This is a genomic window from Pedobacter panaciterrae (assembly GCF_013204795.1).
Lineage (GTDB): Bacteria > Bacteroidota > Bacteroidia > Sphingobacteriales > Sphingobacteriaceae > Pedobacter > Pedobacter panaciterrae.
Window position 1 is genome coordinate 44,770 of the sequence record NZ_JABMKW010000004.1, and the last position, 21,672, is coordinate 66,441.

General features: G+C 39.1%; 20 protein-coding genes. 6 read left to right on the forward strand and 14 right to left on the reverse strand.

The window, feature by feature from the left end; translation table 11 throughout:
- Window positions 1-34 precede the first annotated feature (34 nt).
- Both carB and HQN86_RS01140 read right to left on the reverse strand, forming a co-directional pair.
- Window positions 35-2,851: a carbamoyl-phosphate synthase large subunit gene (carB, locus tag HQN86_RS01135; protein ID WP_048907899.1), complete on the reverse strand. Its 2,817-nt coding sequence runs from the start codon at window positions 2,849-2,851 to the stop codon at window positions 35-37.
- 218 nt (window positions 2,852-3,069) lie between these two features.
- Window positions 3,070-3,387, reverse strand: coding sequence for a peptidase associated/transthyretin-like domain-containing protein (locus HQN86_RS01140; protein ID WP_172659220.1), 318 nt, complete (start codon window positions 3,385-3,387; stop codon window positions 3,070-3,072).
- A gap of 276 nt (window positions 3,388-3,663) precedes the next feature.
- On the opposite strand from HQN86_RS01140, the gene HQN86_RS01145 reads away from it, so the two are divergent.
- The 6 genes from HQN86_RS01145 (at window position 3,664) to HQN86_RS01170 (ending at window position 10,046) form a co-directional block, all read left to right on the forward strand.
- Window positions 3,664-4,185, forward strand: a complete 522-nt coding sequence (locus HQN86_RS01145) for a hypothetical protein (protein ID WP_172659221.1) — start codon at window positions 3,664-3,666, stop codon at window positions 4,183-4,185.
- 73 nt (window positions 4,186-4,258) lie between these two features.
- Window positions 4,259-4,873 carry a nicotinamide riboside transporter PnuC gene (gene pnuC, locus HQN86_RS01150; RefSeq protein WP_172659222.1) on the forward strand — a complete coding sequence of 205 codons (615 nt, stop codon included), beginning with the start codon at window positions 4,259-4,261 and terminating at the stop codon, window positions 4,871-4,873.
- A complete protein-coding gene (locus HQN86_RS01155; RefSeq protein ID WP_172659223.1) occupies window positions 4,857-5,384 on the forward strand; it encodes an AAA family ATPase in 528 nt (175 codons plus the stop codon). The genes pnuC and HQN86_RS01155 overlap by 17 nt, the downstream gene beginning before the upstream one ends.
- 218 nt (window positions 5,385-5,602) lie before the next feature.
- The gene (locus HQN86_RS01160) at window positions 5,603-8,065 is read left to right on the forward strand and encodes a TonB-dependent receptor (RefSeq protein WP_172659280.1); all 2,463 of its coding nucleotides are present in this window, start codon (window positions 5,603-5,605) and stop codon (window positions 8,063-8,065) included.
- A 4-nt stretch (window positions 8,066-8,069) separates the two neighbouring features.
- Window positions 8,070-8,702, forward strand: coding sequence for a thiamine phosphate synthase (locus HQN86_RS01165; protein WP_172659224.1), 633 nt, complete (start codon window positions 8,070-8,072; stop codon window positions 8,700-8,702).
- A 66-nt stretch (window positions 8,703-8,768) separates the two neighbouring features.
- Window positions 8,769-10,046 carry an MFS transporter gene (locus HQN86_RS01170; protein ID WP_246269374.1) on the forward strand — a complete coding sequence of 426 codons (1,278 nt, stop codon included), beginning with the start codon at window positions 8,769-8,771 and terminating at the stop codon, window positions 10,044-10,046.
- Between the two features lie 2 nt (window positions 10,047-10,048).
- On the opposite strand, the gene HQN86_RS01175 is transcribed toward HQN86_RS01170, so the two are convergent.
- From HQN86_RS01175 to HQN86_RS01230, 12 genes are all read right to left on the reverse strand, one after another.
- Window positions 10,049-11,800, reverse strand: a complete 1,752-nt coding sequence (locus HQN86_RS01175) for an ABC transporter ATP-binding protein (protein ID WP_172659225.1) — start codon at window positions 11,798-11,800, stop codon at window positions 10,049-10,051.
- Window positions 11,801-11,883: 83 nt separating this feature from the next.
- Complete coding sequence (frr, locus tag HQN86_RS01180; RefSeq protein WP_048907907.1) at window positions 11,884-12,447, reverse strand: ribosome recycling factor; 564 nt, start codon at window positions 12,445-12,447, stop codon at window positions 11,884-11,886.
- A 40-nt stretch (window positions 12,448-12,487) separates the two neighbouring features.
- Window positions 12,488-13,195, reverse strand: a complete 708-nt coding sequence (gene pyrH, locus HQN86_RS01185; RefSeq protein ID WP_172659226.1) for a UMP kinase — start codon at window positions 13,193-13,195, stop codon at window positions 12,488-12,490.
- 23 nt (window positions 13,196-13,218) lie between these two features.
- Entirely contained in the window at window positions 13,219-14,340 is a 1,122-nt protein-coding gene (gene nagA, locus HQN86_RS01190) for an N-acetylglucosamine-6-phosphate deacetylase (protein ID WP_172659227.1), read from the reverse strand.
- A gap of 296 nt (window positions 14,341-14,636) precedes the next feature.
- On the reverse strand, window positions 14,637-15,476 hold the full coding sequence (tsf, locus tag HQN86_RS01195) for a translation elongation factor Ts (RefSeq protein ID WP_048907933.1): 840 nt from the start codon (window positions 15,474-15,476) through the stop codon (window positions 14,637-14,639).
- A gap of 100 nt (window positions 15,477-15,576) precedes the next feature.
- A complete protein-coding gene (gene rpsB, locus HQN86_RS01200) occupies window positions 15,577-16,407 on the reverse strand; it encodes a 30S ribosomal protein S2 (RefSeq protein ID WP_048907934.1) in 831 nt (276 codons plus the stop codon).
- 18 nt (window positions 16,408-16,425) lie between these two features.
- Window positions 16,426-16,812, reverse strand: coding sequence for a 30S ribosomal protein S9 (gene rpsI, locus HQN86_RS01205; protein WP_048907935.1), 387 nt, complete (start codon window positions 16,810-16,812; stop codon window positions 16,426-16,428).
- Between the two features lie 11 nt (window positions 16,813-16,823).
- On the reverse strand, window positions 16,824-17,267 hold the full coding sequence (gene rplM, locus HQN86_RS01210; protein WP_048907936.1) for a 50S ribosomal protein L13: 444 nt from the start codon (window positions 17,265-17,267) through the stop codon (window positions 16,824-16,826).
- A 249-nt stretch (window positions 17,268-17,516) separates the two neighbouring features.
- Complete coding sequence (locus tag HQN86_RS01215; protein WP_172659228.1) at window positions 17,517-18,287, reverse strand: SDR family NAD(P)-dependent oxidoreductase; 771 nt, start codon at window positions 18,285-18,287, stop codon at window positions 17,517-17,519.
- A 23-nt stretch (window positions 18,288-18,310) separates the two neighbouring features.
- Complete coding sequence (locus tag HQN86_RS01220; RefSeq protein ID WP_172659229.1) at window positions 18,311-18,727, reverse strand: L-rhamnose mutarotase; 417 nt, start codon at window positions 18,725-18,727, stop codon at window positions 18,311-18,313.
- Between the two features lies 1 nt (window position 18,728).
- Window positions 18,729-20,372, reverse strand: a complete 1,644-nt coding sequence (locus tag HQN86_RS01225) for a sodium:solute symporter (protein ID WP_172659230.1) — start codon at window positions 20,370-20,372, stop codon at window positions 18,729-18,731.
- A 20-nt stretch (window positions 20,373-20,392) separates the two neighbouring features.
- Window positions 20,393-21,622: an enolase C-terminal domain-like protein gene (locus HQN86_RS01230; protein WP_172659231.1), complete on the reverse strand. Its 1,230-nt coding sequence runs from the start codon at window positions 21,620-21,622 to the stop codon at window positions 20,393-20,395.
- Window positions 21,623-21,672 lie beyond the last annotated feature (50 nt).

Sequence of the window (21,672 nt, forward strand, 5' to 3'; positions counted from 1 at the left end):
AGTTAATAAAAAAAGTCCCTTTCGGGACTTTATATTATTTAGATAAATACATTGATTTTTCTTTAACAAGCTGTCTGAAGTAAGGATCTTCAGTGTCTTTGATAAATCTGATGGACTCCCCTGTCGACTTCATTTCCGGCCCCAATTCTTTAGTTACCTCAGGGAATTTGTAGAAAGAGAAAACAGGCTCTTTAATCGCATAACCTTCCAATTTACGCTCGATGGTAAAATCTTTCAGTTTATTCACACCTAGCATCACTTTAGCGGCAATGTTGATGTAAGGAACATCATAAGCCTTAGCAATGAAAGGAACAGTTCTCGACGCTCTTGGATTGGCTTCAATTACATATACTTTTTCGTCTTTAACTGCAAACTGAATGTTTAACAAACCGATTACATTTAAGGCTCTCGCAATCTTTTTAGAGTAAGTCTCCATGTCGTTCATTACCTTTTCAGACAAACTGAAAGGTGGCAATACAGCACTAGAGTCTCCAGAGTGAATACCAGCCGGCTCGATATGCTCCATCAATCCAACAATATGAACATCTTCGCCATCACTGATCGAATCCGATTCGGTTTCTTCCGCTCTGTCCAGGAAGTGGTCAATCAGTACGCGGTTACCCGGAAGGTCACCTAATAATTTAACAACGGCCTTTTCAAGATCTTCATCGTTGATCACGATGCTCATCCCCTGTCCACCCAATACATAACTTGGTCTAACCAATACCGGATACCCCACTTCATTTGCTACAACTATTGCTTCTTCAGCATTTTCTGCAACACCATATTTTGGATACGGAATGTCTAATTCTTTGAGCAAGTCAGAGAAACGTCCCCTGTCTTCAGCAACATCCATATCGTTATAAGAAGTGCCAATGATCTTTATGCCGTTTTCCTGGAGCTTCTCAGCCATTTTTAAGGCTGTCTGACCACCCAATTGAACAATAACACCTACTGGATCCTCCAACTCGATGATTTCACGTACATGCTCCCAGAATACCGGCTCAAAGTATAGCTTATCCGCCATATTAAAGTCTGTAGACACCGTCTCAGGGTTACAATTGATCATGATTGCTTCAAAGCCACTCTCTTTCGCGGCGAGCAAACCATGCACACAAGAGTAATCGAATTCTATACCCTGACCAATACGGTTAGGACCAGATCCCAATACAATTACTTTCTTTTTATCTGAACGAAGGGATTCATTCTCTTCTTCAAAAGTAGAGTAGTAATAAGGTGTTTGTGCAGCAAACTCAGCAGCACAAGTATCCACCATTTTATAAACACGTTTGATGCCTAATGACTTCCTGCGCTCATAAACTTCGTCTTCAGTTACATTTCCTAGCAGATAAGCAATCTGAATATCAGAGAAACCTTTCTGCTTTAAAGTAAAGAAGAAATCTTTAGGAATATTATTTAGCGAATAACGTTTCAATTCTGTTTCCAGCTGAACCAATTCATGTATTTGTGACAAGAACCATTTATCAATACGTGTAACTTTACGGATTGACTCTAATGGTACACCCATACTCATGGCATCTTTAATCAGGAACAAACGATTCCAGCTTGGATGCTCAAGACCATGCATAATCTCTTCAATACTGCGGCTATGTTTACCGTCAGCACCTAAACCAGCTCTGCCAATTTCCAAACTCTGACAAGCTTTTTGTACCGCTTCAATAAAAGTACGTCCGATGGCCATTACTTCACCTACAGATTTCATCTGCAAGCCCAACTCCATGTTCGCTCCTTTGAATTTATCGAAGTTCCAACGGGGAACTTTCACAATCACATAATCAAGTGTTGGTTCGAAATATGCAGATGTAGTTTTTGTAATTTGGTTTTCCAGCTCATCCAGGTTATAACCTATAGCAAGTTTAGCAGCTATTTTAGCAATCGGATAACCTGTAGCCTTACTGGCCAATGCCGATGAACGCGAAACCCTTGGGTTAATCTCGATTGCAATGATCTCGTCGTTATCCGGATTTACAGAGAACTGTACATTACAACCACCTGCGAAGTTTCCGATCGCGCGCATCATTTTGATCGCCTGATTACGCATATCCTGGTAGCAACGATCAGACAATGTCATGGCAGGTGCCACAGTGATCGAATCGCCTGTGTGAATACCCATTGGATCGAAATTTTCAATAGAACAGATGATGATTACATTGTCATTACTGTCCCTCAACAACTCCAATTCGTATTCTTTCCAGCCTAAAACAGCTTGTTCTACCAATACCTCATGTGTTGGAGAAGCCTCAAGTCCGCGTTTTAAAGCCTGGTCAAATTCTTCTTTCTTGTGTACAAAACCACCACCAAAACCACCTAGGGTATAAGAAGGGCGAATTACCAAAGGATAACCAATCTCCTGAGCAGCTTCTTTACCTTCTAAGAAAGAGTTGGCAATTTTTGAAGTTGCAACCCCTACGCCTATATCAACCATTAACTGGCGGAAGGCTTCACGGTTTTCCGTTTTTTCGATTGCAGCAACATCAACACCAATCACCCGCACGCCATATTTCTCCCAAATTCCACGTTCAGAGGCCTCAATACAAAGATTCAAAGCCGTTTGACCACCCATGGTAGGCAGTACAGCATCTATTTTACGTTCTTGTAAGATCTGCTCAATAGAATCTACTGTCAATGGCCATAGGTAAACATGATCACCGATTACTTTATCGGTCATAATGGTTGCAGGATTGGAGTTGATGATCGAAACTTCAATCCCTTCTTCTTTCAAAGATAGGGCGGCTTGCGATCCTGAATAGTCAAATTCACAAGCTTGACCAATAATAATTGGTCCTGATCCGATAATTAGTACTGAGCGTATCGAGGTGTCTTTAGGCATAAGGCTTTAAAAAGTCTAAAGTTATAAGGGTAAAAAATGCAATTATTGTAGACTGGAATCGTCTTAGAGATTTCTTTGATATCATTAAAGATCCCCGACTCTTCTGTCGGGATGCAAAGTTACGCTTTTGAACGTTAAAAATCAGGTATTTTTTCAAAAACCCTTATAAACTGAAAAAGGGGCTAAATGGCCCCCTTCTCTGCGTTTAATCTATAGAGTTATTGTTCAAGTTTTATTTCCCCAACGTCGGTTACAGTGCTATCAACCACAGCAACGTTCTCAACTGACTTGTCTTTATACGGTGGTTTAGCTTTAACCCATACGGTGTAGGTACCTGGTTTTACATTATTAATGGTAAAACTACCACTACTAAGATCACCTTTTATGGTATCTGTTCCTGCTACGGCAACCACTTGCACCGCACCACTATCAGGAGATACTTTACCTTTGATTCCGCCATCCTTAATGGTAACGAAAGCTAATAACAACAACGAAAACGCTGCAATTACTAAAAAATTCACACTTAACTTTTTCATAGGAATTTGAATTTGCTGACTAAAGAAGCCTCCACAACTCCTGTTAGTCAATATTATTTAACCATCAATTAGTTAGTATCATTGTTCCATATCATATTTTAGCTAGTGCTTGTTAACTACAAACAGATTAAACAAATTGTTTTTATAAAATTTAAAAACAGCTACAAAGACCTACAGTTATTCCAAATATCTGTATATAATTAACTACAAAATCACCCGCCGTGGTGCATAAAAACACTTTTTTTGTGATGGAATAACATTTGCATATTCTCAACTATGAAAAAGATATTACCATTTTTATTTGCAATCACTGTAATTCTGGCTGGTTGCGGAACAGTACAATCTATTATTAAATCTACATTTCCTTACACCGCAACAATAGTTATCCCTGCCTCAAGCAAAAGCGATACGCCTATCTCTGCAAAATCTGCGGCAACAAGTTTTGATGATGTTTTTGGAAATAAAAACGGAACCAATTATATAAAAGAAATTAGAATTGCCTCTGCAAAAATGATCGCCAGCAATCCTAGCAACAAAAGCTTAGGCATGTTTAAGTCTGTAAAGCTTTTTGTATCAAATGAAAACGGTGGCGAGGTCATGGTTGCGTCAAGAAGTGATATACAAGAGAACATTGGCTCTGAACTTGCGTTAGATATAGACAATTCAAAGTTTTTGGACGATTACATAAAGGGAACCAGTCTCCGTGTAAGAGTTGAATATGTTTTAAGAAATAACACAAGCGCTGATGTAAGCATAAGAACATCAATAGGCTTTACTTCATCACCTAAAGCGCAATAAAAGATAAATAGTTTGTTTGGTTTACTATCCGGCATGGAATTCTTCCTGCCGGATTTTTTTTTACTTTTGGTAAATGTTTGATGTTGTAAAGGATAGTTTCACTCAGTTATTTTTACAAACGGGTTTACTGGAATGGCTAGGTGTTTTCACTGGTATACTGTGTGTATGGCTTGCCGCCAAAAACAACATATACAATTGGCCCATTGCTATAGTAAGTGTAGTCATCTATATTTTCATCTTCTTCGAATCAAAACTGTATGCCGATATGGGTCTGCAGTTTTACTTTTTCGCGATGAATGTCTACGGCTGGTATTTCTGGAGCAAGAACAGAAATAATCCCGAAGCATCGCGACCAATTACAGTCATTACCAAAAAGGAGATTATGCTTTCCATTTTAGGTGTAATTCTTTTTACGTTAATACTGGGCTTTGTACTTAAAAAGAATACAGATGCCTCGTTCCCCTTTTTAGACAGCTTTTGTACGGCCTGTAGTTTAATAGCCCAGATATTTCTTGCAAGAAAGGTATTACAGAACTGGCTGATCTGGATTTTTGTCGATATCATATATGTTGGCATGTACGTTTCAAAAGACCTATATGCAACAGCAGTTATGTATGCATTATATGTTTATATTGCCTCTGTAGGCTATTTAGATTGGAGGAAAACCCACCGTGAACAAACCCATTAAAAAGATAGCCATTGTTGGCCCGGAGAGTACTGGAAAATCAACCATTACCCAGCAGCTTGCAAAACACTTTGATACCTTATGGGTACCTGAATACGCAAGGTATTACTGTGCGGCATTAACCGAACCATGCAATTTGCAGGACGAGGTAAACATGTTTCATGGGCAATTGGCACTCGAAGACTCCATACTAGCCATAGCCGAAAAAGACCTGGTTTTCTGTGACACAACCTTTATCACTGTAAAAATATGGAGCGATGAAGTTTTTGGAGAAACCCCTCAGATTGTTCTTGATGCACTCCCTAAATACAATTACGATTTATACTTGCTGATGGATATTGACCTACCCTGGCAAGAAGATCCTCTTCGCGATTTCCCGCATAAACGAGAACATTTTATGCAGGTATGGCATCAGGAGCTTAAAGCCTTGAACGCAATATACATTAAAGTTGGCGGTCAGGGAGAGGATAGATTAAATAACGCAATTACAGCAGTTCAAACATTTTTACACTGATAAAAAAATCAATACCTTTGTACCATCAAAAAGGGGTGCCTTGTTTTGTAAAAACACGAAAACAGGCTGAGAGCATACCCATTATATCTGTTTACAGATATATGCACCTGATCCGGATAATGCCGGCGGAGGGATTGGAGTTATGGAGTTTAACTGGGCTGTAAGTACCCCTTACTTACAGTGGTTTAACTAAAAGAAACAATAAAGTGAAAAAATTAATGATCACAGCGCTTGCTGTGTTGCTATTGCCGGTGTTGGTAAAAGCGCAATTCTCCATTTCGGGTACCGTATCCGAAAAATCAAATACTACATTACCTGGCGCTACTATTAAGCTAAAAAATAAATCTGCCGGAACAACTGCCGATAAACAGGGAAAATATCAATTAACCAATTTAAAAGCAGGTAATTATACGTTATTAGTAAGCTATCTTGGCTATCAAACAATAGAAAAGAGCATCACAATTAATGCCGATCAAACGCTCGATTTTGTATTAGTTCAATCGGCTTTTCTTGCCGACGAAGTTATTGTAAACGCAACCCGTGCAAATGAAAAGTCTGCAACCACTTATAAAAACATTAGCAAAACAGACATTGAACAAAACAACTTCGGACAAGATCTTCCTTTCATCCTAAACAACACACCAGGTGTGGTTGTTACCTCCGATGCCGGTGCAGGTGTAGGATATACAGGCATTAGAATAAGAGGCAGCGATGCGAGCAGGATAAACGTTACTGTAAACGGGATCCCATATAATGACAGTGAAAGCCAAGGTACATTCTGGGTAAACATGCCTGATTTTGCTTCATCTGTCGACAACGTACAAATCCAACGTGGGGTTGGAACTTCAACAAACGGAGCTGGGGCATTTGGCGGAAGTTTAAACATCCAAACTTCATCAAGCTCAGAAGTCCCTTACGCAGAAATAAACAACACTTATGGAAGCTACAACACCCTTAAAAATACTGTCAAAGTAGGTACCGGTCTTATTGATGGAAAATGGAGCTTTGACGGTCGTTTATCAAGAATCAAATCTGATGGATTTATCGACCGTGCGGCCTCTAATCTTAAATCATACTTCTTATCAGGTGCATATCATGGAAAAACCGATATACTACGTGTAAACGTATTTTCAGGAACTGAAGAAACTTACCAAGCCTGGAACGGTGTTCCTGAAGCTAAACTTAGAGGCCACATTGAGGGCTTAAAAGAACATTACAACAATAACCTCGGCTATCTGTACAACACCCAGGCAGATTCTTTAAACCTTTTCAATTCCGATAACAGAAAATACAATCAGTTCCTTTATAACGATCAGAACGATAACTACAAACAAAACCATTATCAAGCTTTATACGCAAAACAGTTCAACGAACAATTGTCGTTCAACGGGGCATTACACCTAACCCAGGGCGAAGGATATTTTGAAGAGTATAAAAACAACCAGAAACTTAAAAACTATGGTTTGCCAAATGTTATAGCAGGCGGTTCAACTATTGAAAGAACGGATCTTGTTCGTCGTCGTTGGTTAGATAATAACTTTTATGGTCTTACTTATGCCTTTAACTACCAACCAGAATCTAATTTAAATTTCACACTGGGTGGGGCTTATAACCAATATAGAGGCAAGCATTTTGGACAAGTAATATGGGCTCAATATGCATCAACATCAACCAACGATTATCATTACTATGATGGCAAAGGAGACAAGGACGACTTCAATAGCTACTTCAAAGTAAATTATAATCCGGTAACTCAGTTAAGCTTGTTTGCAGACTTACAGTACAGAAATGTGAAATATGATATTTCAGGAACTGACAAGAATCGCAAAAGTTTAGATTACAATAACAACTACAATTTCTTTAATCCTAAAGTTGGAGCTACCTATTTCCTAAACGAGTTAAGCAACTTTTACGCCTCATTTAGTGTTGCAAATAAAGAACCAAACCGCGATGATTTTACCAATTTAAAAGAAGGTCTGGCTGTTCCTAAACCAGAACGTCTAAACAATGTAGAGGCAGGCTACCGCTTTAAAAACACAGATTTTAATGTCGGTGTAAATGCGTACGGTATGTTTTACAAAGATCAGCTGATCTTTACCGGCGAAATCAACGAATATTCTGATGCTTACCGTCAAAATGTAGACAAGAGCTATAGGATTGGCCTGGAGCTAGACGCTTCTTATATTATCAGTTCTCACTTTGCTGTTAATGCAAACGCAGCGTTCAGCAGAAATAAGATCAAGAATTATGTAGACTATGTATCAGAATATGATAACGATTTTAACCTGATTAATGTACAGGCTACAAACTATGCAAACCCGGATATTTCTTTCTCGCCAAACTCGGTAATATTTGGAGAGCTGGTTTACAAACCAGTGGCTGGCTTTGCTATTGCCTTACAAAGCAAATACGTGAGTAAGCAATACATGGACAATACTCAAAACGAAAGCCGTAAACTCGATGCTTATTGGGTAAACAATGCAAGGCTTGGTTACGACTTCAGTTTAAAAGGAATCAAAAACATAAACATAGGCCTGCTTGCCAATAATATTCTAAACAAAAAGTACGAAAGCAATGGTTATACCTACAGTTCAATTTACCCATGGGGAACCACAACAGAGAACTTTTACTTCCCTCAGGCCGGAACTAATTTCTTACTTTCGCTAAATTTGAAATTTTAATCCTATGAAGAAGTTCATCGAAAGACTACATTTTATTACACACGACATTGAGCAGTTAACCCATATCGAGCAGGCACAAATAGCTTGTGAGGCTGGGGCAAAGTGGATTCAATACCGCTGTTTAATTAAAAACGACGATGAGCTTTTAGAAGATATCAATGTGATTGCTGAAATCTGTGACGATTGGGGGGCTACCTTAATCGTTACAGATCACATTCACCTTAATGGCAAAGCCGATATACAAGGTTTCCATATAGAAGATATGGACGCTGATTTCACAAAACTAAGAGAACAATTAGGGGAAGCAGTAACTATCGGAGGCTCGTCAAACACAGTTGAAGGTTTAATCAGACTTGCAAAAGAGGGAGCAGACTATGCCGGCTTTGGCCCCTTCCGCGATACGACAACCAAGCCAAACAATGCTCCTCATATTGGTATAGAGGGATATAAAAAAGCAATGGCCACCTTAAATCAAAATGGTATTATCTTACCTGTTTTAGCCGTAGGGGGTGTTACCGCCGATGATATAGAGGCACTTATGGAAACTGGTGTTTTTGGCATAGCAGCATCAGCCGCAATTAATCAGGCTGAAGATATGAGAGAAGCATATCTTACATTTTATGACAAGATTATGTAATTGCAAGAAAAATAATCTTAAAATTTATTTGTCTATCAACTACATTTGTTCAAAATATTTTTCCTTTTGGACAATACCGAAATCATAGAAAAACCAGATCCTTTTTACGCAGTCCTGCTATACAGGGAATTCCGATCTTATCTGGGCATGCGTTTCTTTTTTACATTCGCATATCAAATGCAAGCCGTTATTATTGGCTTCCACGTCTATCACTTAACAAAAGACCCTCTTGCCTTAGGCCTTGTAGGTCTTTGCGAAGCAATTCCTGCCATTGGCATTGCCTTATATGGAGGTTACATTGCTGATAAATCAGAGAAAAGAGGCCTTTTACTAAAAGTATTTTTTGGCGTATTTCTGTGCTCTTTAGTAATGCTTATCGTTACTACAAAGCAAATGCATGCTTACATCCCCACAAGCTATATTGTGCCAATTATGTATTTGATGGTATTCGGCATAGGTATAGCAAGAGGTTTTTTTAGTCCGGCTACATTCTCTTTAATGGCGCAGATTATCCCAAAAAGATTGTATCCAAAGTCGAGTACCTGGAATAGTACCAGCTGGCAACTTGCTTCTATCCTTGGACCCATGACGGGAGGACTAATTTATGGCTTCTATGGCATCACGGTTACTTACTATGTAATTATCACCTTCATATCCATCTCATTAGTTTGTATCTTCTTTTTAAAGTCTCACCCACCAACCTTTATTCCAAAAGAAAGTATTGTAAAAAGCCTAACAGAAGGCGTACAATTTGTATTTAAAAACAAAATGATGCTTGGCGCAATGAGCCTCGACCTGTTTTCTGTGTTTTTTGGAGGAGCTGTAGCATTGCTGCCAGTGTTTGCTAATGATATCCTCAAAGTAGGTCCAGAGGGATTAGGCCTCATGCGAGCAGCTGCATCTACAGGTGCTGTACTCACAATGCTTATCATGACCGTTTACTCTCCTATGAACAAGCCATGGAGAAACCTTTTGATTGCGGTAACCGGCTTTGGAACCAGTATCATCTGCTACGGTCTATCTAAAAACTTCTACTTAACGCTTGCACTTCTCTTTGCAGAAGGCGCATTTGATAGCGTAAGTGTAATCATCAGGTCTACCATTATGCAGTTGCTAACTCCAGATGACATGCGCGGCCGTGTATCTGCTGTAAACAGTATGTTTATTGGCTCTTCAAATGAAATAGGTGCTTTTGAATCAGGTTTAACTGCAAAACTGATGAGAACAGTGCCCGCCGTAGTATTTGGAGGTAGCATGACCATTCTCGTTGCAGGTATTACCTACCTCAAAACAAAAAACTTAACCAAACTAACATTACAGGAAATAAACGAGCAGAATGTTTAACCTTAAACGATAGAGAACCTTTCACCCACCTGTTGTCTCCACATCGCATAGTACAAACCATTCTGAAGCACAAGCTCATCGTGAGTTCCCTGCTCAATTACATTCCCTTTTTCCAATACATAGATCCTATCGGCGTGTTTAATTGTCGATAAGCGGTGGGCAATTAATATCGTCATGTGGTTATCTATATCAGAAACCTCTCTTATTGTTGCTGTAATTTCTTCTTCCGTTAAAGAATCCAACGATGAGGTTGCCTCATCAAAAACCAGGATATCCGGCTTGCGCAATAGTGCTCTGGCAATAGACAAACGTTGCTTTTCACCTCCCGAAACCTTCACTCCACCTTCACCAATCATGGTATCCAGGCCTTTATCCGCTCTGGCCAATAAGTTCTGACAAGCTGCCTGATGTAATACCTTCATACACTCCTCATCGGTTGCCTCAGGCCTTACAAACTGCAAATTCTCTCTTATTGTTCCAGAAAACAATTGCGTATCCTGCGTTACAAAGCCTATTTTTTCTCGTAATTCATCAAGATCTATGTTGGTAGCCGTAACTCCGTTATACTTAATGGCTCCTTCCTTAGGCTCATATAACCCTACAAGAAGTTTAACAAGCGTAGTTTTACCAGAGCCTGATGGCCCTACAAAGGCAATCGTTTCTCCAAGGTTCGTTTCGAAATTAATGCTATTTAAGGCGTTAGTAGAGGCCGATTGGTGCTTAAAGCTAACCTCATCAAATTCTAATTTTTTGATTTTAGCAATTGATGCCGGATTATCAGGTTTCTTATCTTTTGGAATAGACATGATCCGCTCAAAATTATTTAGCGATACCTCCGTTTCCCTGTAAACATTAATGATATTACCCAATTCCTGCAAGGGACCAAAAATAAAGAACGAGTAAATGAATAGTGAGAAGAACTCACCCACCGTAATTCTTCCTGCAAAGATCAGGTACATCATCAAAAAGAGCAGCCCGTTACGCAACAGGTTCACAAACGTTCCCTGGATAAAGCTTAAACTTCGGATGTATTTTACCTTTTTAAGCTCTAGTCCTAAAATCTTCGTGGTTGTAGTATTTAACCTGTTTATTTCCTGTTTGGCAAGTCCCAGACTTTTTACCAGCTCAATATTACGCAGCGATTCTGTGGTAGAACCTGCAAGTGATGTTGTTTCTGCTACAATATTCTTTTGAACTTTTTTAATCCGTTTACTTAAAAACGAACTTAAAAACCCAAGTAAAGGAATAGAAGAAAAATACACCACAGCAATAACCCAATATACAGAGATGGCATAAACGGTCACAAAAATGATCCCGATAATACTTGTAAACAAAACATTTATTACCGCCTGAACCAGTTTCTCAGTATCAATCCTAACTTTTTGTAAAATACCTAATGTTTCTCCGCTGCGCTGATCTTCAAAAACCTGATATGGCAGTTCCAAAGAATGAGCAAGACCATCGGAATATATTTTAGCTCCCAGTCTTTGCGTAATCACATTTACATAATAGTCCTGAAAATTCTTGGCGATGCGGGAAACCATTGCTGCTCCCATAGCCAATAAAATAAGTACCCCGGCACCCTTTATAAACTCATCAGTAGTATAATGCTTATAGTTCGTTACATACTTATCAATGATCAGGCGAAAAACATAGGGATCAAGAAAAGAAAATATCTGATTAACTGCAGCCAGAAACAAGGCCAGAAATATCAGACCTTTATAGTTTTTTAAATAGCTGAATAAGATTTTCATAAATAAAATTTGTTAAAAATAAACAAAGGGAATGAAGCATTACTTCCATTCCCTTTAATTTACGTATAAATTATAATCCTGACCTAAACAGTCATGATATCCTTTTCTTTTGCTTCGGCATGTTTATCTATTTTTACAATGTAAGCATCGGTAATTTTTTGAACTTCAGCCTCACCTGTTTTGATCTCATCATCAGAAACACTTTCACCTTTCAATTTCTTAACCTTTTCGTTGGCATCTTTACGGATGTTACGAACGGTAATACGACCTCTTTCGGCTTCCTCTTTAACCTTTTTAACTAAATCCTTTCTACGCTCTTCAGTTAAAGGAGGAACTACCAAACGGATAATAATACCATCGTTTTGAGGGTTAATACCTATGTTTGCTTCCATAATTGCACGTTCAATAGGAACTAGCAAAGCCTTTTCCCAAGGCTGTATAAGCAACGTACGAGCATCAGGTGTATTGATACTTGCAACCTGGCTTAAAGGAGTAGGATTTCCGTAATAATCAACCATAATACCATCCAGCATACCAGCAGAAGCCTTTCCTGCACGAATTTTCGTCAGTTCCGACTCGCAGTGCAAAATGGCTTTTTCCATGGTAGCCTGAGCATCTTGTAATTGTTTCTTTATGAGGTCATTCATGATGTGTAAAATTTAACCAAACTTATATAAAATATTGCTATTAGTTTTTAACAAGTGTACCAATGCCATCGCCATTTGCGATTTTCATGAAATTACCTGCTTTGTTCATATCAAAAACAATAATTGGGAGTTTATTTTCTTCGCAAAGCGTAAAGGCTGTCATATCCATTACGTTTAACCCATTAGCATAAACTTCTTTAAAAGTAATTTCTGAATATTTAGTAGCTGCAGGATCTTTCTCTGGATCAGCGGTATAAATACCATCAACACGGGTTCCTTTTAAAACAACATCTGCTTTTATCTCAATTGCGCGTAAAGCAGCTGCAGAATCAGTAGTAAAATAAGGATTACCAGTACCTGCTCCAAAAATCACCACACGTCCTTTTTCAAGGTGGCGTACAGCTCTTCTGCGAATAAAAGGCTCACAAATCTGCTCCATTTTTATTGCAGTAAGCAATCTTGTTTTAAGACCTACTTTTTCAAGCGCATCTTGCAAGGCCATACTGTTAATTACTGTGGCTAGCATACCCATATAATCGGCTTGAGCACGGTCCATCCCAGATTTTTCAGCACTTAAACCTCTAAAAATATTACCACCACCAATAACAATTGCTATTTCAAGGCCTTTGGCATGTACCGCCTTAATGTCTTCAGCATACTGCTTTACAACCTCATTATCAATACCATACTGCTTATCGCCCATTAGCGATTCGCCACTTAATTTCAATAGGATCCGTTTATACTTCATGACTCCAAAAATAACTATTTGTTTTAATTAATAAGGCTCAAATGTTCAACTCCCTCTGCAAAAACTTTTAACAGCTCTAATTTTTCAGAAAGCAGGACCAAATTCGCCTTATTTCCAACCTTTAAATCGCCCAGTTTAGCATCCAATTCAATCAGCCTTGCCGGGTTTAGTGTGGCTAAATTCAAGGCTGCTGCCAATGGGATATCGCAATACGCCACACAGTTTTGTACCGCTTGTAACATTGTTATGTTAGATCCAGATAAAGTTCCATCTGGAGTAATGAATTTCTCACCCGAAAGCTGATGCTGATAAGGCCCGATATTACATGAAGTAACCGCATCAGTTATCAAAAACATTCTTTCACGGAGCAGCTTGTAGCTCATTTTTACAATTTCAAAATCCACATGATTTCCATCTGCAATAATGCTTGCCATTGCCTTAGGGTGACTAAATACCGCGGCAGGCAAATTCGGTGATCTATGATGTATAGAAGGCATTGCATTAAACAAATGCGTTGTGGTTTTAAAGCCCATATCATAAGCTGCAGTAGCTTGCTCAAAATTGGCATCACTATGCCCCAGCGATAACACGATATTATTATCTAGCAGGTAATTGATAACCTCATCGTCCTGAAGTTCGGCAGCAATGGTCATCATTTTTACCGTACCATCTGCATATTCAAGTAACCTTTTTACCTCATCAAGGGAGGCTTTGCAAATGTATTTCTCAATATGGGCTCCTCTGCGTTTTGCATTAATATAAGGGCCCTCCAAATGTAAGCCCAGAAAACCCCTGGCTTCGCTACGATAAGCTTTTGCTGCAGCGATAGATTGATGAACAACCTCCGGAGTGTTAGTTGCTACACAAGCTAAAAAGCTTGTAGTTCCTTTACTTAGCAGATCCAAATCCATTTGACTTAGCGTGTCTGCTGTTGGGTAAGCAGAAAAAAGGTCCTTTCCACTGCCATAAATCTGAAGGTCAATAAAACCAGGACTTAAATAGCTTCCTTCGGCATCTACAATTTCATATCCGACTGGAATCTCTTCGCTGCTGATTTTAACGATCTCACCATTTTCAATTAAGACATTCTGACCTGCAACTTGCAGCCCATCCGCAAAGAACTTACAATTTTTAATAGCTAACATACAAATACAATTATGCCCCAAACTTATATAAAAGTTTTTATTAGAACGTTTCCTGAATAAAAAGAAAAAAAGAGAGCCGCTGCCGTCATCGACGATAGGAGAGATCTCTTGATCAAGAAATAACCATAAATCAAATTAGCATAACCAAGAGATCTCTCCTATCGTCGAGATGACGCAGTGTGTGTGTTCGAGATGACGGTGTGTCTTTCTAATGCTAAGTTCTCAGAATAACGAAAACAAAAATGAGGGTATATCATCATTATGACATACCCTCATTTAATATAAAATAAAAGCGATTAAGCTCCTAATTGTACGCGTTTAAATGCAGTAACAGTTAAACCGTTAGCTGTATCATTTAAGAATTTACGAACATCTTTAGATGAGTCTTTAACAAATTCCTGGTTCAATAAAGTACTGTCTTTGTAGAATTTGTTCAATTTACCAGCAGCAATTTTTTCTACCATTTCTTCAGGTTTACCTTCAGCACGGATTTGTTCTTTAGCGATTTCAGTTTCACGCTCAATAGTAGTTGCATCAACATCAGCTTTATCTAAAGCAACTGGGTTCATAGCAGCAATTTGCATTGCAACATCTTTACCTGCTTCGTCAACACCAGCAACAGCTTGGTTTAAAGCAACCAAAACACCTAAACGGTAGTTACCGTGGATGTAAGGAACAACTTTCTCACCTGATACTGTTTCAAATTTAGAAATACCGATTTTCTCACCGATTTTACCAGTGTTTTCGATAATGATATCAGAAACTTTCTGACCATCAACTTCTAAAGATAAAAGCTCTTCTAATGAAGCAGGGTTTTTATCTATAGCTAAATCAGTAAATTTATTAGCTAATGCAACGAAATCAGCGTTTTTAGCAACAAAGTCAGTTTCGCAGTTTAATTCAACAACAACACCACGTTTGCCATCAGCTGTAGCTTTAGCAATAACAACTCCTTCGTTAGAATCACGATCCTGACGTGAAGCTGCTACTTTAGCACCTTTTTTACGTAAGTAATCAACCGCAGCTTCGAAATCACCGTTAGCTTCGATTAATGCTTTTTTGCAGTCCATCATACCAGCACCGGTTTGTTGGCGCAATTTGTTTACATCTGCTGCAGAAATTTGTACTGTAGACATTTTATTTCCTTTTTAAGTTATTATCAAAAATTATGGGTTGTACGTGATTGTTGTAAGTAAACCTCCAACGCACAGCATACAACCCAAATTATATTATTAATTAAGCTTCTTCGCTTGTACCTTCTTCGGTTTCAGCTTCGCTACTTACTTTTTTTCTTCTTGCACCAGGAGCAGCAGCTTCAGGAGCATCAGCAGCAGCTTTAGCAGCTACAGCCTCTTTTTCAGTTTCTTCGTCTTTTTCACGTTTGCGCTCATCTAAACCTTCTTCAATTGCTTTGATGATAACATCAGTAATTAAAGAGATAGATTTAGTTGCATCATCATTCGCTGGGATTGGGAAATCGATGTTTGAAGGGTCAGAGTTAGTATCAACCATTGCAAAAGTTGGAATGTTTAATTTCAACGCTTCGCTAACAGCGATGTGCTCTTTTTTAACGTCAATTAAAAAGATAGCAGCTGGTAAACGGTTTAAATCCGCGATACCACCTAATAAGCTTTCTAGTTTGATACGCTCACGCTGAATCATTAAACGCTCCTTTTTAGAAAGGATCGAATAAGTACCGTCTTTAGTCATTTTATCGATGGTAACCATCTTTTTGATTGACTTACGTACGGTAGCAAAGTTAGTTAACATACCACCTAACCAACGTTCAGTTACGAAAGGCATGTTTACTTTTTTTGCTTGCTCAGCAACAATTTCTTTAGCTTGTTTCTTAGTAGCTACGAAAAGAATCTTACGACCAGATTTAACGATCTGTTTGATTGCTGAAGCAGCTTCTTCAGTTTTAGTTAAAGTTTTATTTAAATCTATAATGTGGATACCATTGCGCTCCATGAAAATGTAAGGCGCCATTTTTGGGTTCCATTTACGGGTAAGGTGACCAAAGTGTACACCTGCATCCAATAAGTCTTGATATGTAGTTCTTGCCATTGTTTTGTCTCCTTAAGATTAACGTTTACTGAATTGGAATTTCTTACGTGCTTTTTTACGTCCTGGTTTCTTACGTTCAACCATACGCATATCACGGGTCATTAACCCTTTAGCACGTAATGCTGGTTTTTTCTCAGCATCTAATTCAACAATAGCTTTAGCGATAGCTAAACGAACTGCTTCTGCTTGACCTTTAACACCTCCACCAGCTACGTTTACATTTACATCATACTGACCAACTAGTTCAGAAACTTCGAACGATTGGTTAACAATGTATTGTAATGGTAACGTTGGGAAATATACTTTGTGGTCTTTACCATTTACGGTAATAGTGCCGTTGCCTTCTTTTAAATAGATACGTGCAACAGCTGTTTTTCTTCTTCCTGAAGTGTTTGTAACTGACATTTCTTCTTTAATTAAAGTTTAATGGTTTTTGGTGATTGTGCCTCGTGCGGATGCTCTGAACCTGCGTAAACATATAAGTTGGTGTATAATTTAGCACCAAGTTTAGTTTTAGGTAACATACCACGAACAGCTTTCTCGATAACACGTTTTGGGTGTTTAGCCATTAACTCTTTTGGAGAAATGAAACGCTGACCACCTGGGTATCCGGTGTAAGAAGTATAAATTTTCTCTGAAAATTTATTTCCGGTCAACTTAACCTTGTCTGCATTAATAACGATAACGTTATCACCGCAGTCTACGTGTGGGGTATACTCAGGCTTGTTTTTACCACGGATGATCATTGCGATCTTCGATGACAAGCGCCCCAAAATCTCGCCTTGTGCGTCAACAACAACCCACTGTTTGTTAACAGTTTTTGCATTGGCAGAGACAGTTTTGTAACTTAACGTATTCACTTGCTTGTATTTAATTTGTTTAACAATTATTTATTCCCCCTAAATTTTAGGGACTGCAAAGATAGTGTAATATCTTTAATTGTCAAACAGTTGAAGAAATATTATTAGAATAATAACGGGAAACGCTCTCCGTCAAAAATTTTTAAGCAATTTTTATACAATCTTAACACAAGGTTTATACAATGTTTATACAATCAAAAACTGTTTAAACGCTGTTTTACATCTGTATAACTAAAGCTCAGTCTGGCTTTATCTTACAGACCTGTACCCAAGTTCCGCACCGCCACTAACAGGCAAAATTGTTCCCGTAATAAACCTGGCTTTTTCCGAAAGCAAAAAAACACAGGCATCAGCAATCACATCTCCCTCCGGACAATAGCCCAAAGGATGTATATCGTCCAAATATTGTGCTATCGATGCCGGATTCGGTTGCTCTTTACTCCACTCCCGCAGCATAGGGGTCCAAACTCCCGCTGGCAGAACCGCATTTACACGGATTTTATATTGTGCATAATCCAGCGCCATCGATTTTGTCAGCGTATTCATTGCGCCTTTGGTAGCAGTGTAAGCTGCATGGTTTTCCTGTCCTATTTCTCCAACAAGACTACTTGTATTCAAAATACATCCTTTAGATTCTTTTAATGCTTCAAATCCATATCGGGTTGTATAGAGTATACTTTTCAAATTCACATCCATCAAATTTCCCCATTCCTCATCGCTGGTCTCATGCAAAGGTTTAGATGGCGAGGCCACACCTGCATTGTTGTGGATCGCATCTAATTTTCCATAGCGGGCTAAGGTCTTTGCAATTGCTATTTCAACATCATCGGCTTTAGATACATCGCATACAATACCGAGATGCGCAGAACCCAATTGCCTTACAGCATCTTCCACAGGTTCAGGCGAAGATGCCGCAACAACCACATTTGCACCGGCCTCGGCATAAGCCTTTGCACACTCAAAACCAATCCCTGCTGAACCTCCCGTGAGGAAAATAACTTTACCGGATAATAATTGCATATTCAATATTTTTTCTATAAATCTTAATCTGTATGGAAAACCTGTTCCATATCTGTCCACACTTGCTTTTTAGCCGCTGCTTCGGGCAATGGTTGCTGGCAAGGATCTGTTTCTTTCCACCATCTTTGGGTTTCCGGATCATCCGCCATCTTCTTCATATCCGCATCAAAATCAACACCCGTATATTCAAAATAGCTGAACAAATAATAAGCATCTCCTATCTTTTCCAGATAAATCGAATAATTCCTGATGTTACATTCTTTTATTTTCTTTAAAACGGATGGCCAGGCATTGGCATGTAATTGCTTATAGTAATCCAATTTTTCGGGCTTTAAACCTGTTACAGAACCAAATCGCTTAACATTAGCCTGCTTGGTTTCTTCTTTACAACCGGTCAGAAAAAGGCCGGTAATAAACACAATGAGAATATATCTTTTCATTTTATCTGAATATACAATACAATACACCTGTCACCAATAAAAGCAAGCCCGACAGCACTTTGTAATTTCCTAATCCCTTCCAGGCAGTTCCCTGCAAAGGTTCCCATGGCGATTTCCAATAAAGCTGTGCGCTCTCTTCGGTATGTTGCACAGGATAGATATAAGAAAAGCTTACCTGAATAATCACACAGGTGCAAAAAAGGTAAAATGCCATCATCATAAATGGTATATGGCCAATTAGGGTTTCAGGAAATATCTTATTGATAGCAAATACAACTACTCCCAGAACAGACCCGATCCATAAGGTTAATTTGGCTGATTGGGCAGATGCTCCTTTCCAAAATACGCCCAACAAAAACACACAGGTTATTGGCGGCGCAATGTGCGCTATAATATCATTGATTCCACTAAATATGCTTTCGTATCTATTTAATAAAGGCAGCAATCCTAATGAAAATACAAGAGCAATACCTGCAGCTATTTTCCCTATCCTGATCAATTGTTTATCTGATGCCTCGGGGCGATAGCGCTGATACATATCATAACTAACCATTGTTGAAATGGAATTTAAGGCTCCTGAAACCTGACTCATTAAGCCCGATAAAAGGGCCGCTACTAAAACACCAATCAATCCTGAAGGCAGCAGCTGAGTAATCATAAGCGTATAAATGCCCTTTGAGTTTACATTTCCCTTATCATCAACACCTAAACTGCTTACATCTAAATGGCCGGTCTGCACTAAAGTATAAGCAAACAAGCCTGGCAGCACGAAAATAAAAACAGGTAAAATTTTTATAAACCCACAAAATAAAGGCCCTACTCTTGCATGATTTTCATCTTTAGCACCAAGCACGCGCTGTACAATGGTCTGATCTGCACACCAATACCAAATACCCAAAATAGGATAACCCAAAAACACGGTATACCAGGGCATTCCGCTGCTATCGCCATGTGGGCGCAGCATCGAAAGTTTATCCATCTCACCTTTGTTTTTTAATACATCAGTCATTGGTTCCCATCCGCCCATTTTATTAAAGGCAGCATAGCTGATAATAAAGGCTCCTGCAAGCAAAACAACTGTTTGGATAGATTCTGTTACAACAACGGCTTTTAGCCCGCCTATAATGGTATAAATAGCTGTGATTATACAAATTACAATCACGCTTACATACATGTTAAGTCCAAACAGGGTTTTCAATACAATACCACCCGCCAGCATAGAGAACGCGATATGGATAATTATTGCAGATACTACTGAAATGACAGCCAGCCAGTCGCGACTGGAGCGGTCGTAGCGCTTTTCCAGAAAATCGGGTAGCGTAGCAACTCCCGACTTAATATAAAATGGGACAAAAAACAGCGACAACAGAATAAGTGTAAACGCCGCCATCCATTCGAAATTACCATTAAGCAAACCACTATCAAAGCCGCTTTGCGCCAGACTAACCAAATGGACTGTAGAAATATTTGTAGCAAACAGCGCCAGTCCTATAGCCGGCCATTTTAACGTTTTACCAGCCAGAAAATACTCGCCGGCAGCATTCGCTTTGCTTTTGCGCCGATGACTGATTCCCGCCCATAAGCCTATAGCTAAAATACCAAGTATATACAGGATACTAATGCTTAAGTCTAGTGATTTTAACATCGCATATATTTTTCTGAGGTTTAATTTAAGGGTTTCAAATCGCAACTACTGCCGGGCTCCATTGGCGTTTTATAAACCCCGCCCTCTATAATTACAGGATGTACAAAGTGCTTTTGCAAATGGGGAATGTGCTCCAGGAACAAAGCTTCATGGCCCATTGTAATGTGATTAAATAACACCAAATGCTGATGAAGCTGACCCATATCGCCTACGTGTGGCACCACTGGAATTCCATATTTACGACAAAGCAGACTAACAGTAATAAATTCACTTACACCGCCCACCCTTACTGCATCAACCTGCATAAAACCTGCAGACCTGGTTTGCAAATAGTTCTTAAAGATAATCCGGTTTGGTACATGCTCTCCTAATGCAAGTTTGGTTGGGGCAATAGCATCGGCCAGTGTTTTATGTGCAAGTACATCATCCGGATGAGTTGGTTCTTCTATCCAGTAAGGATTCATGCCCTGCAGCTCTTTGCATATTTTTAGTGCTTGCGGTAATGTCCACTGCTGATTTGCATCCAGCATAACTTTTACATCATCTCCGGCTACTTCACGCACAATATGCGATCGGCGGATATCTCTCTGCGGGTCTGAACTGCCCACTTTCAGTTTCATAGCCGTAAAGCCTTCAGCAATGGCTTTCTTACAATTTTCGCGAACCTTCTCATCTGTATAATTAAACCAGCCTATCGAAGTATCGTACCCTGGATAGCCCTGGGTAACAATTTGTTTGCGAGCCTCTTTACCTACCTCATTATCTTTTAATAATTGTAAAGCCTGAGCGGCCGTAAGCTCATCTTCTAAATAAGACAGATCAAGTGTATTTACCATTTCTTGTGGTGATAAATCATTTAACAATTTCCAAAGTGGCACTCCTCTCTTTTTAGCCCAAAGATCATAACATGCATTGGTAACAGAGGCAAGAGCCAAATGCACTATACCTTTATGTGGTCCAAGCCAACGAAACTGCTGCTCATTGGACAGCTGATTAAATACGCTTCCAAAATCAGACATTAGTTCTTCAATATCTCTTCCTTTTAGCTGATCTGCATAGAACTGCGCAGCCTTGCAAACAAGATCATTTCCCTCTCCAAGCGTAAATGCAAAACCTGTTCCCACTAAACCGCCGTCATCAACCAGATTGGTTACTGCATAAGAATATATGGGATCACGATGAATGGCATCACTGCCTGCACCCTTAGCTAACGGAAACCTTGCATCCTGTATATTTATACTTTTAATCATAAATCTAAATTAGTGCGTTACCTTGCTCCAAACAATGCATTATACTTCTG